Source organism: Spirosoma sp. (assembly GCF_048594605.1).
In the GTDB taxonomy this organism is placed as follows: Bacteria; Bacteroidota; Bacteroidia; order Cytophagales; family Spirosomataceae; genus Spirosoma.
The window spans coordinates 1-15,669 of record NZ_JBMDWV010000421.1 but is presented as its reverse complement, the minus strand read 5'-3'; the positions used below and the strand labels follow the sequence as shown (position 1 = coordinate 15,669).

Below are 15,669 nucleotides of genomic sequence, written 5' to 3'. Positions count from 1 at the left end.
GCAACAGAAGACAGTAAACGGAAAACAGAAAACTCGTTAATAGTCCATCACTTTCGGTAGTTTTTCGCGAACAAACCGGTCGGTGCCTTCTGAAAATAACTGGATAAATTTATCGGCTTCACTGCCGTAGGCTTTCCCTTCGGCGGTTTTGTTCAATGTCTGGTCGAAGTCGTCCACAATGTCGAGTTTTACATCCGACTCACCGCCGAACAGACTTTTCTTTTTCGGTTCAAAACCGCGAACGGTATGCCCCAGATTACCCGCATCGAGCAAAAACGGCTCGAACGACCGCTTGTTTTCCCGCATCTCCGTTAGCCACTGCCGGAAGGCCGTATCGAAATTTTTTACGCTATTGAAAAAGCCTGAGTTTATGAACGAGGTCGAAATCTGAGGATTCGCTTTGGCCCACTGAACCGTACCCGCAGCCTGCCGGATTCGTTGGTTCAGATACGTACTGAACAGCGCCATTTTCGAAAGCGGTAGGCTGATAATCTGCTTCGTTGCGGCCGCCAGATTGCCCAACTGAATGCTGATGCCATCCTGCTCAATACCAAATTCTTTATACACCGGATTGACTGGACGCCCGTTCGATACGGCCAGACTGCTATCGTCGGTATTCATAAAGTCGACAATTGAGAGCGCCGACGCCATTTCCACAAAGTGCGCTTCGTTTTTCTGGCCGCCCGCGCCAGGGTCGTACGTGTACGCTTTCGTCTGGTCGTCGCCGATGTAGTACAGTGCGTTAACCGACGGGTTTACGCCTTTTTGATAATAGCCCAGAGCCGCTTTGGTTTTGGCAATGAACGACGCCGGGTCAATCAGTTTGTTTTCGTTGGTGGTCAGGCTGAAATACGGCATCACCGTAACGGCGCCAATTTTGGCATCGCGCAGAAACGCCGGGTTCGGAATCTGACCAATAGCCTGCGCCCCCCGAATATTTTTGAGCAGAATTGGAAAACCTGCTGCACCTGTACCACCAAAAATTGAACTGATGATAAAAATCCGGTCGTTGGCCCCAAAGTTCTCGGCAAATGCCTGAAACACATCTGAATACCGGAACTGATTTAGTACGGTACTGCCAATGTTGGGATTACCGACGAAGCCAATATCCATTTTTGTTTCCAGATTTTCTTCCGAAAACAGCAGACTGGCAAAGGCTTTGGCGGGCGCGTCGAGCCCTTCGTAGTTGATATAATCCCGGAATTTCTCCTGCTGAACGCCCTGTAGTTCAAAAACATACGTATCGGCAATGGTTGCGTTGCCACCAATCGAGCGGTTCAGGGTTTTAATTTCGGTGCTGAAAAAGCCCTCCGTTGGTTTGTTCTGAAGACCCGCGCGGATGTTGCCGTATTCACGTAGCAGATCTTTGGTACGTAGCAGATCGTCGTTGGTTGCGTGAGGGTCCAGCACAATCGGGATTACCTCGTCGGTATTGTTGAGCTTCACGCCCGACGCCAGCAAAAACGTCAGGGCTTTCAGCACTCGTGAACCCGTTCCGCCAATGGCGAAGACAAATAATTTAGCCATAAATTGTTAGTTTTCTGTCTTCCGTTCACCGTCTTCTGCTGGCTGGCGCATTAGCTATTCTCGCGTCAGCTAACAGAAGACAGTAAACGGAAAACAGTGAACAGGAAACGTTATTTCGAAGGCCAAAGCATCGGCCGGTGTTTTGCGTTTTTACTGAAATTTTTCATCACCATCGAGATGAGAAAGAAGATGAGAGCGGTTAGTAACGCCATTTCGAAGGCATAACTCAGGAACACACTGACGCCCTGATCGAACAGATTTCCCTGCTCAGGGTCGGCTTTATCGCGCGGGATTTCCTGATTGGCTTTCTGATAACAGGTTACCAACGTAATGATGAACAACAGCAGCGAGCTAACGCCCGTCATCAGGAGCCAGCTACCCATACTGCTGAAACTCACTTTGTTAAATGGCCAGATGTAGAACGCAAACGCCACGACGAAGGCAATGCCAATGGCCGTCCAGGTCATCGGTGACAGCAATTCTTCCTGATACAGATCTTCCAGCAGGCTGCTGTTGACAAACAAGTTGTAAAAATTATAGAGGGATTCTTCCATGTTGTGAATGAGATGAGCGATGAGTGATAAGCGATAAGTGATGACTAGGTAACGCATTAGCTTTTACTTATCATTCATCACTCATCGTACATCACTTATTACTCAATTTTAATTTTTAACGTGAAATATTCGGTTTGGTTATTAGGGTTGTAGGCGCGTTCGACGCCTTCTAGCAGATTTTCGAGCCCGAACGTCGTGTTGGCATCGGGCGAAGCATCGTTCGTTGTCGTTGTATTCGCGATCCAACGGGGCGGAAACTGCCGACGTAATCGAATCGTGGCGCTACGTTCTCCACGAGCGGGTTTGGCCGTGGAAATCAATAATTTGTGTGTAGTGCCGTTGGCGCCTGAATACGTCTGTACCGACGTAACGCGGAAATTATCTTTCCCTTCTACTACGTACTGACTCGCATCTGTAAGCAGTGATGCCGGCAAACGTAGCGCCGACAAATCGACGGCGATTGGAATTGCCAGACTTTTATCCGTTACGTCGGGTTGTACGTCCGTAAGTTCATGAACCGCTTTTGCATGGCTGCGTATCTCCTCGTTCGACCGTTTGAAACGTCCTTTGCGCGACGGATCATTTACTAAAATGGAATAGAAAGGCGTAATAGCCTTATCATCTCGACCAAAAAACCACGAATCGCTATAACCTGGCAATTGATCGAATCGCCGGATGGTCTGATACGTAGCGTCCTGATAAAGCCGCTGCATGGTTTCGTTACGTCCGATCAGACACAGATAATACGGCCGTTCGCCCGAATATTTTTTCTTCGCGTTGTTCCAGCTATAATACGTACCGTCGAAATCGGCTTTAAGTTTGATAACCAGCATCGAGTGCGTACTGGCGTATGGATTGAACACCGTTGTGAGCAGCGAACTGGCCGCGTCGAGCGTTTTCTGCGCACTCATGCCCGTCAGACTTGGATCAGAGTAAATCAGGTCGGAAACCAGTACACTCAACTCATCACCCGATGTATTCTGAAGAATGTCGCCGAAAATTTTCTCGAAGTCAGTGCTGGTTGTTTTGCCTTTCGTTTTGGCAACCGTAAAAATATTTTTCTCTTTGAAAAACTGCGAGAGCGATAGGCCCAGATCGTTGACTTCGGTGTTGACTACGTACAATTTTCCCTGATTTGGATTGACGGCGTCAAATTGGGTCAGTACGTCGTTGAGCGCCCGTTTGAAGGAGCCATTGCCGCCGGGAGCGTCGTAGGGAAACATACTGGCGCTGGCTTCGAGATATAGTTTCAGACGTAACGGTTTCGACGACGTAGCAGCCGCTCCCGACAGATTGACCGTCGGATTTTTTCCGTCTTTCGCTAATTTTCGGTACGTCCGGTTTCGTTTAACATAAGCAAGTAAAGCCGATTCATCAATTTCTCCGTCAGGCGTAATCAGAGCGGCCGTTTTCTTGTCTTTGCCAAGCACTTTGCTTTCCTGACCAATGAAGGTTCGTAGTGCATCGGCCTCGGCGACATCGATGGTATTGTCGTCGAGCGCATCACTGATTTTATCGTCGAGCTGGTCGGTTGAACTGGAACAGCCAACAAAGCCAATCGTCGTAGTAACAAGCAGCAGCAACGAGCAAAAACGGGTGCAGATCATGAACGTTTTTTAATGATTAGATAAGCCAACTATGTAACGCAAACCCCTAAACTTCGCCTGCACTATCCTCCTGTTGGGTAAGCGACTTTTAAAATTTCTTAAATTTCTATACAACGTAACGAACCAGATGGGCATTTTATGTCAATCGGTACCAGTAAACGATAAACGGACGTTTACCTTTGTAGTCTTATTTTGATGACATGACGCTTCGCCACATTGTTTTAAGTTTTTTACTGGCACTTCCAATTTTTCTTCAAAACTGTGCTCAGGTTGCTCAGCCGCCCGGTGGCAAAAAGGATACGCTGGCTCCAAAACTGGTGAGCAGCATGCCGACTGCCCGTCAATTAAATTATAAAGGCAAAACAGTTGAGCTGGAGTTTGATGAATATGTGAACAGCGAAAATCTTCAGGCAAAAATCACGATTACTCCGCAGGACAGCAATACGTACGTAGTGAAGTCGCTACCAGAAGGTGTTCGGCTGACGTTTAACAAACCGTTTCTGCCCAACACAACGTACACGATTGATTTTGCGGACGGCATTAAAGACATTACGGAACGAAACGTAGCGAAAAATACAAAAGTGGTGTTCAGTACCGGCCCGCAGATCGACTCGCTTTATCTGACGGGCAATGTTGTAGACGATGAAACGCGCCTGCCACTTCTGGGTTTCGTTATAGGATTATTTGCGTCGACGGATACGTTGCCCATCAACCGGAAACGTCCGCAATATTTTGCCCGAACGGATAGCAACGGAAATTACCGGATTGAGAATGTAAAAGCCGGTCCGTACAAAGTGTATGGTTTCGACGATAAGGATTTGAATCTGGTGAACAACACGCCGGGTGAGCGCGTGGCGTTTCGGGATAGTGTGCTGAACTTTAACAGAAATTACACCGATATCAATCTGGTGGCGTTTCGTGGATATGGTAAACCCCGAATCAGCCGCCGTGAACGTACCGACGAAACCCTGGGCCTCGAATTGAGCAGCGGAATTGCCAGTTATAAAATTCGCTACGGTCGGTTTGCTAATCCAACGTCTACAACCGCTACGTCTACGACCGCAACATCCACAACGGCCACACCCGCTACGTCCACGTCGGCCATATCCACGTCGGCCGTATCCACGTCGGCCGTATCCACGTCGGCCGTATCCACGACCACTACGTCAGCAACCGCTACTACGTCGTCGAAGGATACGCTGGTATCGTTCCTGGAAAATCCGAAGATGATTCGATTGTTCCGGCCAGCGAATCGGGCCGCCGACGATACGTTGCATTTGACCATCATGGCCGAAGATTCGGTTGGGAACGTAACGGAACTGCGGGAGCGTGTCTATTTTTCTCCTTTAAAAACACGGGCTAAAAACCGAACTCCTTTGTCGGTGCAGTTAACGCCCGCATCGACCGAACCACTGGACAACAACCTGGAGTTCACGCTGGTGTTCAACAAGCCTGTTTTCCAGTACAAAACGGATTTAATTGTGATTGGGCCGGACAGCACGAAACCGCTAAAATTGACGCCCGCCAATCTGGAATGGAGCAACAACAATTCGCGGCTGGTAATCAGGCAAAAAACCAGTTTGCGCGATACGTTGCTGTTTCGCCTGCAGAAAGGATCGTTCATCAGTGTCCAGGGCGATACGTTGCCGCGGTATTCAACCCGCTACTTAATTGCCGAGGAGGATAGTTATGGACTACTGGCTGGACGTATTAATCCTGCTTCGCTGGGGCCTCCCGGAACAAAGTTCATTGTGGAGCTACTGGACGAAAAGTATAAAGTGCTGCGAGCGGTATATGATACGCCCAATTACAGTTTTGCCCGGCTCAAGCCGGGGCTGTACCGCGTTCGTCTGATTATTGACGCCAATGGCAACCGAAAGCGCGACATCGGCAACGTACAGAAAGGAACCCAGCCCGAACGTATAATTTACGCGCCTGGCTCTGAGGAAGATGGCTCGATACGGGTTAAGCAGAATTTTGAGTTAACGGATATTGATTTTTAGACGCGCTGGGTAAATTGCCACACTTGGTATGTGTTTTCTGTCGCCCGGCAACTTGCCCATGCGTAGCCAGCGTCTATATGTCGCTTAGTTTATTATTGTATCAGACCCTTTTTCCTTCAGCTTGGCTAAACCGTCTTTCATGGCTTTGATCTGTTCGGGTGAGTGCCCCTGCCAGAGCGTAACCTCGCCAACAACTTTAAACGGATGGAGTGAGCGATAAGACATGGTGGGATTCCCCGGGAACTTCTTGTCGGTTACGTTTGGGTCGTCTTCAATTGCGCCGGTTGGTTCAACTAAATAAATTCGTTCCCGTCCTTCGCCAAAGGCAAGCTCGGCTCCCCAGACAGCCGCGTCGAGCGTTGCAGTCAAATAAATGTGATTCAGCTTATAATCCTGAACGTAGTTTGAGTTGAAACCAACTTGTATTAAGTCGCCAACCTTCAGATCCGCTTTTGTTCCGTGGAAAAATGTTTGCGCAAATGGGCTGTAGGAAGGCGTATTTAATGGGTTTTCGGGTTGGTTTTTTTTCATTGTGTTTAGATCGTCGAGTTGAGTATTGTTCGTATAGGGCTGTGGTGTGGCTATACCAATCACTTGATTACCTCACTAATCAGTATGGTAGGAGTGATGTTGGTGTATTTGGGAAAATCGGCTCGTATCGCATCTCTATTCGGAGTGATAGCCGCCTGATAATCTGGGAGGCTCTTTACATAAAAACTGCCAATAGCCATAAAAGGTAAGGGAGCATTGGGCATTCCATTTGAAATCCCTTTTTCGATGGTATAGCGTACCAGATTAGATCCCAACAGACGGGCAACGAAAGGCATATGATTTTTTTCGTAATAATCCATGTCGAAGGTTTTGCCTTCTGCATACGGGTACAAAACGGTTACCTTAGTCAGCCCTTTTTCGGCGCTATCCGCTTTGTTTTCGGATTTAGGATCTTGCTTTTGTTGGGCAAATGCTGAAAAACACAGGCCCAGCGATAAGACAACTAATGCGAGTTTGCTTTTCATGATGGTGTTTTTTTGTCGTCCAGTGCGAAGCTAATAAAACGCAATGAAAATCAGATTTCTGACGGGTGGGAAACACCATCGGGCCATTGCTTCGGGACTGTCGCACAGAATCGAAAATAGAAACACTTTTTTACCTGCACCAACATAGTTGCTCAAATCTGTAAAGTGATATTCGTCAAATTTTGACTGCTTTGAGTTCTTTGGTGATAGGTAAACTGTTTTATCGGCTCAGTGAACAAATTGAATGAGGTAGCTCCAAACACAACTTGCCGAAATTAGTAAACGGTTGATACGTAGTAGATGTAGTATAAATGAAGGCACATGCTACGGAAATTTATTTCTGCGTACAGATTAAATTCAACAAAAGGGTAATGGAGAGGTAGACTATAATTCAGGTGACAGCCCGTACCTTTGCGTCAGATTAGCCAAAGCGGCCGAAAACCACCGGATCATGTATGTAAAGCCCAAAAAAGAACTCGGTCAGCACTTTCTCAAAGACCTTAGCATTGCCCAACGTATCGCTGACTTACTGACGGGCCACGGGGGCTACAACAAGATACTTGAAATTGGTCCAGGAATGGGCGTACTGACGCAGTTTCTGCTGGAGAAAAACCAGTTTGATACGTACGTGATCGAGATTGACCGCGAGTCAGTAGACTATCTCAAGCAACATTTTCCAGCGTTAGATGGTAACATTTTACCGGCTGATTTTCTGAATATTCGTCCCGATTTGCTGCCGACCAAACAGCCGGGAAACACCGAGCCGTTTGCCGTAATTGGTAATTTCCCCTATAACATTTCAACACAGATTCTTTTCAAAGTGCTCGATATGCGCGACCGCGTACCCGAAGTGGTGGGTATGTTTCAGCGGGAGGTAGCGCAGCGCGTCGCATCGGGGCCAGGCAATAAAGATTACGGAATTCTGAGTGTATTACTGCAAGCCTGGTACGATATCAAATACGAATTCACCGTACCACCTGATGTGTTTAATCCCCCGCCTAAAGTGCATTCAGGCGTTATTTCGCTCCGACGTAACAATAAGACCGATCTGGGATGCGATGAGCGGAAGTTTGTGCAGGTTGTCAAACATGGGTTCAATCAACGCCGTAAGACACTACGTAACGCGCTAAAACCGCTCAATCCTCCCGAAGCTGCACTCAGCAGTCCGTTCATGGACAAGCGGGCTGAGCAATTAAGCGTAGCGGATTTTGTGGACCTTACTCGTTTAATGACGAATGAATAATGCCCAATGTATAATGAGCCGCCTTGCAAAACCATTATCCATTCCTCATTATTCATTGAATTATGACTTTCGAACTTACCCAGGACTATCTTAATCATATTCAGGCTGCTATTGAAGCAGGGGATGTCGAACTTCTGCAAACCGAGATGGCGGAGTTGTTCCCGGCTGACATTTCGGGGATCCTGGATGAACTGGAGCCTGAGTCGGCGCATTACCTGCTGAGTTTGGTGGATAAGTCAGTTGGGGCGGAGATTATCGCGAACCTCGATCCGGTGGAGCGAACGAATCTGCTTAAACTCTTTTCATCCGAAGAAATTGCGCCATTCATCAATCAGATGGATTCGGACGATGCGGTGGATGTACTGAATCAGCAGCCCATTCAGACGCGCGAGGAGGTGATTGGTTTGCTGGAAGATCGTGAGCAGGCACGCTTCATTCTGGATTTGCTTCACTACGAAGATGGAGTGGCGGGTAGTCTGATGCAGAAGGAGTTGATACGTATCAACGTCAATCTGACTGTAAACGCCTGCATCGAAGAAATCCGTCAGCAGGCCGAAGATGTCGAAAATGTCTATGCTGTCTACGTAGTGGATGATGCCGGAAAGCTGCTTGGGCTAGTATCCCTGAAGAAGATTGTACTGGCTCGCAAAAACGCCAAAATTGCCGATATCTACGACGATGACGTAGTGTTTGTCGAAACGTACCGTCCGGTTGCCGAAGTGGCCGAAGTGATGCAGAAATATGACCTGGACGCTATTCCGGTTGTTAACGTGCAGCAACGGTTATTGGGACGTATCACCATCGATGACGTAGTGGACGTAATTACGGAGCAGGCCGAAGAAGACATTCAGGTGATTTCGGGTCTATCGGGCGAAGCGGAAGACGACGACAGCGTTTGGCAACGCTCAAAAGTACAGCTTCCGTGGCTGGTGGCTGGGGCTATAGGCAGTTTGCTGGCAGCAACGGTTATCAATGGTTTTCAGAGTGAACTGGGCAAGGTAGCGGCTCTGGCTGCGTTCATTCCCATCATTGGATCAACAGGCGGTAACGTTGGTATTCAGACGTCGTCGCTGATTCTGCAAAGCCTGACCGATACGTCTGGATTAAGTATAACCATGGCGAAACGATTACTCCGGACGCTTTTGGTGGCGATTATCAACGGTCTGGTGGTTGGGGTGATTGCGGGTGTGTATACGTTCATTATTGGCGAACCGCGTTTGTTTTTTGTGGTGGCTACCTCGCTCTTGTCGGTTGTGTTGTTAGCGTCGTTTATGGGTACCGTAACGCCGTTGTTACTCAATCGGATTGGCATAAACCCCGCCATAGCGTCAGGACCGTTTATCACTACCGCTAACGATCTGATTGGCATCGGCGTCTATTTTCTGATTGCGCAATTGTTGTTGACCGAGCTTTAAGCAGCACGGCTATTGGCTGGATTCACGACCGTGCCGACACGATTGGTTGGATTAACCCGATAGGGTGTTTATTTTGCCTAAAACCAGTCTCCACCAATTCTATGCGATTAACTACGTTCTCCCTATGCTACGTGCCTTTTACAGCCGCACGAACGTATCAAGGCCCCATATTTTCAATCCTGGTTTTGTTTTTTCTGCTTCTTCCCGGCTGGAGCCAGGCGCAGTCAGTACGTGCAGTTTCTGCGGATAGTGTCGATGCAATTGTGAGGAAACGGATGAGCGCGAATCATATGCCGGGAGCGTCCATTGCGGTTGTGCATCAGGGAAACGTAGTGCTGGCAAAAGGGTACGGGCTGGCTAATGTTGAGTTGAACGTAGCAGCATCGCCACAGAGTGTGTACGCAATCGCGTCGATTAGCAAACAGTTTATTGCTACGGGTATTCAGCTGCTGGCTCAGGACGGTAAACTGAAGCTCGATGACGAAATTCACAAATACTACCCACAGGCACCTCAAACGTGGCAGGGCATTACGCTACGTCATTTGCTGTCGCACACGTCTGGAATTGTTCGGGAAGGGCCTGCTTTTAACTCCGCCAAAAGACAGCCCGATTCAGTAATCGTGCAGTCGGCGTTTTCGTTGCCGCTGCAATTTCCCATTGGTTCCAAATGGCAATATTGCAACGTTGGCTATTTCGCTCTGGCCGACATCATTCGCAAAGTATCGGGGCAGCCCTGGGATGTTTTTCTCAAACAGCGGGTTTTTGAGCCTGTAGGCATGACGGCCACCCGCACCACTACGTTAAGCGAACTGGTACCGAATCGGGTAGATGGCTACGAATGGGAGGCAGATCAGTTGCACCGGGCTATTCCGTACCGGGCGCTACGTCCGAGTGGCGCCTTTTTGTCGACCGTGCTGGATCTGGCAAAGTGGGATGCGGCTTTATATACCGACAAAATTCTGACACAAGCCAGCCGAAAACAGATGTGGACACCCGTTTTGCTCAGCAATGGCTCTTCATACCCGTACGGATTTGGCTGGCGGGTCGATTCGCTGCAGGGTGTTCAGCGAATCCATCATAGTGGATCATTGCCCGGATTTCGTACAGAGTATGCGCGGTTTCCGCAGTCAGGAATCTCGGTTGTTGTGCTGACCAATGGCGAAGGCGACGAACCAGTACAGATGGCTCAGGACATCGCGCTTCTTTACATACGGTCATTCAACGAAAAATCAGGAAATAAAAAGCAATGAGTTAACGGCATTACTACGTCCGACTTCGTCCTTATTTTTGCCGGACTGTTACTAAAAACGATTTCATGATCGCCGTTATTCAGCGCGTTACGCAAGCTTCCGTTACGATTGATAATCAGATAAAAGGCCAGATCGGCACAGGTTTTCTAGTCCTTCTTGGAGTTACACACACCGACACACAGGAGGACGTAGCGTGGCTTAGTAAGAAAATCGTTGGTATGCGAATTTTCGGTGATGCGGAAGGAAAAATGAACCTGGACTTAGCCGCTGTGGATGGTAACGTATTGCTGATCAGTCAGTTTACGCTTCATGCCAACACCAAGAAAGGAAATCGGCCGAGTTTTATTGAGGCCGCCCGACCCGACGTAGCGATTCCGCTTTACGAAGCCATGATTGCTCAATTATCGGCGGATTTAGGGAAATCCATTCAAACCGGGGAGTTTGGGGCCGATATGAAAGTTTTGTTACTGAATGATGGTCCTGTGACAATAATAATTGATTCAAAAAACCGGATTTAAGGTATTCGATTACCAATTTATTGTATCTATCCGTTACTTTTACTGAAACCAGCCCTTTCCTGCCATGTTAGCGAGTATGGCAGGCGACTAGTCGAATGGATTTTTTACCTGCTGACATAAGTTCTTACGCCGAAACGTACACGTCGCCCGAAAGTGCGTTGCTCTATCAACTCAATCGAAACACGCGCGCTCACGTTATGGCACCCCGCATGTTGTCGGGGCATATGCAAGGACGTTTTTTGTCGATGATTTCCTGGATGATACGTCCTCGTTGTATTCTTGAAATTGGTACGTATACGGGATATTCGGCGCTTTGTCTCGCTGAAGGGCTGACCGAAGATGGGCGGCTCATCACCATCGATCATAATGAAGAACTCGAAGGTTTTGCGCGGTCCTACTGGCAGCAATCGCCCCTAAATGATAAGATTGATTTTCGACTGGGGTTAGCCTCTGATATACGTCCCCTGCTTGACGATACGTTTGATTTGGTGTTCATCGACGCCGACAAACGGAATAATAGTTTATATTTTGATTTGATTATTGATAAAGTTCGCCCGGGTGGCTTTATTTTGGCCGATAATGTACTGTGGAGTGGCAAAGTTGTGACGCCGATAAAACCGGCTGACCTGGATACGATAGCTGTTATGGCGTTTAATCAGAAAATCCAGGATGACTCGCGCGTTGAGAATGTATTGTTGCCCGTGCGCGACGGGATGATGGTAATGCGAAAATTATAAGTATGAAATGAGCCGCCGTAGCGGTGCGATCTATGAAAAAACAGACTTATTCCTTACTACTTCTTTTTCTTCTGACTCATTTCGTTACGTCGGCGCAAATGAGTCCGCCCGTTGTACCGGAACGGCTAACCTTTGCGGATATGTCGGTGGCTCTGGACCCCGATGCCCGGCGTATTGTGCAGCAGGACGTTAATGCACTCATGACCAATCAGCAGTACTGGCTGGCGAAGCTGGATCGCGTCGTGCTGTACTTTCCCATGATTGAGTCGATTCTGATCAGTGAGAAAGTCCCAACGGATTTTAAATACCTTGCCGTACAGGAAAGCTCACTTTCACCCGACGCCGTATCGACGTCTAATGCTGTTGGTTACTGGCAATTTAAAAAGGAAACGGCCGCGCTAAACGGGATTCGGGTCGACGAGGAAATTGATGAACGGAAAAGTATTACGGCCTCGACCCGCGCGGCCGCTACGTATCTGAAAAAGAGTAATGCGCAGTTTAATAACTGGGTGGCATCGCTGTACTCGTACTACTTGGGCGCTACCGGAATTACCAAGCTGATTCCGCCCGACTGGGCCTATGCTCGTGAAGTGGCCCTCGACGGCCGGACTGACCGGTATATTTTACGGTTTTTTGCGCATAAAGTGGCCATTGAAAATGCCTTGAAAACGCACCAGAACAGCAATCGCTTCGCGCTGATCGAATATCCGAAAGGCGGTGGCAAAACCATGAAAGCGATTGCGGAGGAATTGGGTGTTGATGAATTCGAACTTCGCAAGTATAACCGCTGGGTGCTGGGTGAAGCCGTACCGACCGACAAAGCTTATGTACTGGCGATTCCGGTAGTTAGCAATCAGATCAATGATGTGCGGCAAAAAATCGGTACGGTTCCTACAGGCGTCGGCAATTCACCTGAAGTAGCGCAGAGCGACGTTGGTTTCCCGGTTTTGCGTCGGGTGACTACCGCTACGGCGGGGAAGAATGCCCCGATTCTGTACGAAATCAATGGTTTGCCGGGAATTCAGGCACAGGCTGGGGATAACGTAACGACGCTGTCTCGTAAAGCTAAGATCAGCCTGTCGAGCTTTTTACGCTATAATGATCTGGACGAATCGGACCGAATCATCGTGAACGATATCTATTATTTATCCAAAAAGCGAAAAAAAGCACTGGTGCCGTTCCATACGGTTCGAGAAGGAGAAACATCGCACAGTATTTCGCAACGCTACGGGTTACGGCTTCGGAAATTACTGCGATTCAACCGGGTCGACCGTGGCCAGCAACTGGCAGCGGGTCGTGTTATGTGGCTGCGTGAGCGTCGTCCGGCCAAAACACCTGTTGAAATTATCAATGCACCAACCCCACCTGTTTACGATCAGACCCCCGCACCGCCCGCTCGTCAGGACGTAGTAGCTACAGCGCCTGCCACCGAACGTGGCACCGGTAATGTTAATCGTTCCGTTAGCGGAAGCGAGGGCGTACCGCGCAATCCGTCTGAGCGAAAACTCTATCAGCCTAAACTGGTTGGAGGGGGCGTAACACCCAATGATGGCGCAGCTGCCCCCGCAACTACACAACCTGTAACGCAACCCGCTTCCGTATCACCAAGCCGTCCGGCCCCGGCTACCAGCAGTAGCCCAGCCAGTTCTGAAGGATCGCAGCGGGTCGTTATTGTCAGAGCGCAGGATGCGGACGGTACCACCAAGACGGTACCCGTTGCGACAACCCCGGAGGTTGTTGACAGAGAGAAAACGGGTTCGTCTGAAGATGGATGGACGCCGAGTGGTGCGAAGTCGGTTCGGGAGTCAAATACGTACACACGGACAAAACCAGCCAAAACTCCTTCGGCTTCCAGCCCAGCAGGCGGTTATACAGGGCCTAGTGAGCAACAGGCCGACGGCTCGATTGTTTCAGTGGAAACGAAAGCCCCGGTTCGTCAGACTGCCCCGGCTGTAATTAAGGCCGACAGACGTGAAGCTGAAACGCTTGCTTCGACGACTCCGGAGAAAATAGAGAAGAAAACTGTGGCCCCTGCCCCCACGATGGCCGAGAAAAAACCAGAGCGGGTCAGCAGCCCGTCGGTCGAGAAACCGGCTGCGACAGAAACAGTAACCGAGAAGAAATCCACTACGTCGAATAGTGCCACTCGCTCCGTAACGACCCACATTGTCGAGAAAGGAGAAACGTACTACGGTATCGCCAGAAAATACGGGCTGAAACTTAACGACCTGCTGGAGTTAAACAACCGTACACTCGAGAACAAGCTGGAAGCCGGTCAGAAGCTGAAAGTGATGAATGGCGAAAAGACAGAACAAGCTTATACGAAAACGGAGCCCGTTACGACCAAAACGGAATCGAAAGCAGAATCAACTGTCTTGACCAAAAAATCATCTGAATCGTTGTCGGCTCCTCAGCAGTCAAGCGCTACGTATCACACCGTAGCAAAAGGCGAGAACCTGTTCCGGATTTCCAAAATTTATGGCGTAAGCGTTCCTGAACTTCAGGAATGGAATAATCTCACGACGGCCTACGTTCGGGAAGGTCAGAAAATCAGAGTAGCGAAACCGTAATCATCGAACTACTTTTCGTTTTATGAAAAAGCCGCCCGTTGTGGGCGGCTTTTTCCATTGTTCACTACGTTGTATCTTTACTAAATGATCTGCGAACTTTCTGTTTAGCGAGTTCGTACTACGCTTATGATCCTGATTGAAAATACCTGTATCAGCGATGATGTCGCTGAAAAGTTTTTTGTCTGCAACTTAGATAAATGCAAAGGTGCCTGCTGCGTTGAGGGCGACATGGGCGCTCCGCTCGAGGGTGACGAACCGGCTATCTTAGACCGGATTTATAACGATATAAAACCTTATCTCTCGCCCGAAGGTATTCGGGTGATTGAGCAGAAAGGAGGATACGAACCCGATGGCGACGGTGGTTTTGTAACAAGTACCGTTGGTGGCCGGGAGTGTGTATATGCTACCTGGAATAAGCAGGGAATTCTTAAATGCGGTATTGAAGAAGCGTATAACGACGGGAAAGTAGATTGGAAAAAACCTATTTCCTGCCATCTGTATCCGATTCGGGTTACGAAATATGAAGCTTTTCATGCGCTCAATTACGACCGCTGGCCCATCTGTAGTCCAGCCTGCGGTTTCGGCGAGCAGTTGAACGTACCAATCTATAAATTTGTCCGCGAAGCGCTAATCCGGGCGTATGGTGAAGAATGGTATGGGAAATTAACGCAGGCGATTGAAAATCCCACGGAAGGTTAATGGAGCAGCGCGACTATTTCGAGGAAGTTTATGAGGTAGTGCGATTAGTTCCTAAAGGGCGCGTTACAACCTACGGAACTATTGCCCGTTACCTGAGTCTGCGGGCAGGCGCCAGAATGGTTGGCTGGGCCATGAATGGGTGCCATAACCGCCCTGACGTACCAGCGCACCGAGTTGTTAACAGCGTTGGGGTATTGTCCGGGAAGCACTTCTTTGGAGGACCGGATATAATGCAGCGCCTTCTGGAAGATGAAGGCGTTCGGGTTGACAATGACAAAGTCGTTGATTTTAAAAAACTGTTCTGGGACCCCGCCATTGAGTTAGCAATCTAGTCTGTAACCATTCCAGAGATTAATAGAAAACAAGCTTAATCATACAAGGCGGCTACTTCAGTAAGTGGTTGTAAGTGAGTATTTTATAATTTCAATAAAGTAGGCCGGAACCTAATTTTTTTGTGGTAATACAAAGTTGCTCCTTCACTTCGATATAATCAGGCTTATAGGCTTCCCTTTGAATGAAAATATTGATTT

14 protein-coding genes are annotated in these 15,669 nt (G+C 48.6%); 9 read left to right on the top strand and 5 right to left on the bottom strand.

Translation table 11 applies throughout. The features are described from left to right. Positions 1-36: 36 nt before the first annotated feature. The 3 genes from ACOJS8_RS26370 to ACOJS8_RS26360 all read right to left on the bottom strand — a co-directional run bounded on the left by ACOJS8_RS26370 (position 37) and on the right by ACOJS8_RS26360 (position 3,688). A complete protein-coding gene (locus ACOJS8_RS26370; protein WP_420151547.1) occupies positions 37-1,527 on the bottom strand; it encodes a hypothetical protein in 1,491 nt (496 codons plus the stop codon). Between the two features lie 110 nt (positions 1,528-1,637). Further along, positions 1,638-2,138: a hypothetical protein gene (locus tag ACOJS8_RS26365; RefSeq protein WP_420151546.1), complete on the bottom strand. Its 501-nt coding sequence runs from the start codon at positions 2,136-2,138 to the stop codon at positions 1,638-1,640. 41 nt (positions 2,139-2,179) lie between these two features. Beyond that, positions 2,180-3,688 carry a hypothetical protein gene (locus tag ACOJS8_RS26360; RefSeq protein WP_420151545.1) on the bottom strand — a complete coding sequence of 503 codons (1,509 nt, stop codon included), beginning with the start codon at positions 3,686-3,688 and terminating at the stop codon, positions 2,180-2,182. Positions 3,689-3,888: 200 nt separating this feature from the next. Between ACOJS8_RS26360 and ACOJS8_RS26355 the strand changes: the two genes are divergently transcribed. Beyond that, positions 3,889-5,691: an Ig-like domain-containing domain gene (locus tag ACOJS8_RS26355; RefSeq protein WP_420151544.1), complete on the top strand. Its 1,803-nt coding sequence runs from the start codon at positions 3,889-3,891 to the stop codon at positions 5,689-5,691. 84 nt (positions 5,692-5,775) lie between these two features. On the opposite strand, the gene arr is transcribed toward ACOJS8_RS26355, so the two are convergent. Beyond that, on the bottom strand, positions 5,776-6,222 hold the full coding sequence (gene arr, locus ACOJS8_RS26350; protein ID WP_420151543.1) for an NAD(+)--rifampin ADP-ribosyltransferase: 447 nt from the start codon (positions 6,220-6,222) through the stop codon (positions 5,776-5,778). Between the two features lie 59 nt (positions 6,223-6,281). Then, the gene (locus ACOJS8_RS26345) at positions 6,282-6,707 is read right to left on the bottom strand and encodes an EthD family reductase (RefSeq protein ID WP_420151542.1); all 426 of its coding nucleotides are present in this window, start codon (positions 6,705-6,707) and stop codon (positions 6,282-6,284) included. A gap of 451 nt (positions 6,708-7,158) precedes the next feature. Between ACOJS8_RS26345 and rsmA the strand changes: the two genes are divergently transcribed. The 8 genes from rsmA (at position 7,159) to ACOJS8_RS26305 (ending at position 15,471) form a co-directional block, all read left to right on the top strand. Then, entirely contained in the window at positions 7,159-7,950 is a 792-nt protein-coding gene (gene rsmA, locus ACOJS8_RS26340; RefSeq protein ID WP_420151541.1) for a 16S rRNA (adenine(1518)-N(6)/adenine(1519)-N(6))-dimethyltransferase RsmA, read from the top strand. A 62-nt stretch (positions 7,951-8,012) separates the two neighbouring features. Further along, a complete protein-coding gene (gene mgtE / locus ACOJS8_RS26335; protein WP_420151540.1) occupies positions 8,013-9,365 on the top strand; it encodes a magnesium transporter in 1,353 nt (450 codons plus the stop codon). Between the two features lie 101 nt (positions 9,366-9,466). Continuing rightward, positions 9,467-10,615: a serine hydrolase domain-containing protein gene (locus ACOJS8_RS26330; protein ID WP_420151539.1), complete on the top strand. Its 1,149-nt coding sequence runs from the start codon at positions 9,467-9,469 to the stop codon at positions 10,613-10,615. Positions 10,616-10,680: 65 nt separating this feature from the next. Then, positions 10,681-11,133 (top strand): D-aminoacyl-tRNA deacylase, encoded by a 453-nt coding sequence (gene dtd, locus ACOJS8_RS26325; RefSeq protein ID WP_420151538.1) that lies wholly within the window; start codon positions 10,681-10,683, stop codon positions 11,131-11,133. A 95-nt stretch (positions 11,134-11,228) separates the two neighbouring features. Continuing rightward, positions 11,229-11,870, top strand: a complete 642-nt coding sequence (locus ACOJS8_RS26320; RefSeq protein WP_420151537.1) for an O-methyltransferase — start codon at positions 11,229-11,231, stop codon at positions 11,868-11,870. A gap of 32 nt (positions 11,871-11,902) precedes the next feature. Beyond that, the gene (locus ACOJS8_RS26315) at positions 11,903-14,440 is read left to right on the top strand and encodes a LysM peptidoglycan-binding domain-containing protein (RefSeq protein ID WP_420151536.1); all 2,538 of its coding nucleotides are present in this window, start codon (positions 11,903-11,905) and stop codon (positions 14,438-14,440) included. 126 nt (positions 14,441-14,566) lie between these two features. After that, the gene (locus tag ACOJS8_RS26310; protein ID WP_420151535.1) at positions 14,567-15,139 is read left to right on the top strand and encodes a DUF3109 family protein; all 573 of its coding nucleotides are present in this window, start codon (positions 14,567-14,569) and stop codon (positions 15,137-15,139) included. Beyond that, on the top strand, positions 15,139-15,471 hold the full coding sequence (locus tag ACOJS8_RS26305; RefSeq protein WP_420151534.1) for an MGMT family protein: 333 nt from the start codon (positions 15,139-15,141) through the stop codon (positions 15,469-15,471). Before ACOJS8_RS26310 ends, ACOJS8_RS26305 begins: the two co-directional genes overlap by 1 nt. Positions 15,472-15,669: the final 198 nt, after the last annotated feature.

Excerpts from the sequence above, each read along its gene's own strand:
- ACOJS8_RS26370 (WP_420151547.1), bottom strand. The coding sequence starts at position 1,527 with ATGGCTAAATTATTTGTCTTCGCCATTGGCGGAACGGGTTCACGAGTG.
- ACOJS8_RS26365 (WP_420151546.1), bottom strand. The coding sequence starts at position 2,138 with ATGCGTTACCTAGTCATCACTTATCGCTTATCACTCATCGCTCATCTC.
- ACOJS8_RS26360 (WP_420151545.1), bottom strand. The coding sequence starts at position 3,688 with ATGATCTGCACCCGTTTTTGCTCGTTGCTGCTGCTTGTTACTACGACG.
- ACOJS8_RS26355 (WP_420151544.1), top strand. The coding sequence starts at position 3,889 with ATGACGCTTCGCCACATTGTTTTAAGTTTTTTACTGGCACTTCCAATT.
- arr (WP_420151543.1), bottom strand. The coding sequence starts at position 6,222 with ATGAAAAAAAACCAACCCGAAAACCCATTAAATACGCCTTCCTACAGC.
- ACOJS8_RS26345 (WP_420151542.1), bottom strand. The coding sequence starts at position 6,707 with ATGAAAAGCAAACTCGCATTAGTTGTCTTATCGCTGGGCCTGTGTTTT.
- rsmA (WP_420151541.1), top strand. The coding sequence starts at position 7,159 with ATGTATGTAAAGCCCAAAAAAGAACTCGGTCAGCACTTTCTCAAAGAC.
- mgtE (WP_420151540.1), top strand. The coding sequence starts at position 8,013 with ATGACTTTCGAACTTACCCAGGACTATCTTAATCATATTCAGGCTGCT.
- ACOJS8_RS26330 (WP_420151539.1), top strand. The coding sequence starts at position 9,467 with ATGCGATTAACTACGTTCTCCCTATGCTACGTGCCTTTTACAGCCGCA.
- dtd (WP_420151538.1), top strand. The coding sequence starts at position 10,681 with ATGATCGCCGTTATTCAGCGCGTTACGCAAGCTTCCGTTACGATTGAT.
- ACOJS8_RS26320 (WP_420151537.1), top strand. The coding sequence starts at position 11,229 with ATGGATTTTTTACCTGCTGACATAAGTTCTTACGCCGAAACGTACACG.
- ACOJS8_RS26315 (WP_420151536.1), top strand. The coding sequence starts at position 11,903 with ATGAAAAAACAGACTTATTCCTTACTACTTCTTTTTCTTCTGACTCAT.
- ACOJS8_RS26310 (WP_420151535.1), top strand. The coding sequence starts at position 14,567 with ATGATCCTGATTGAAAATACCTGTATCAGCGATGATGTCGCTGAAAAG.
- ACOJS8_RS26305 (WP_420151534.1), top strand. The coding sequence starts at position 15,139 with ATGGAGCAGCGCGACTATTTCGAGGAAGTTTATGAGGTAGTGCGATTA.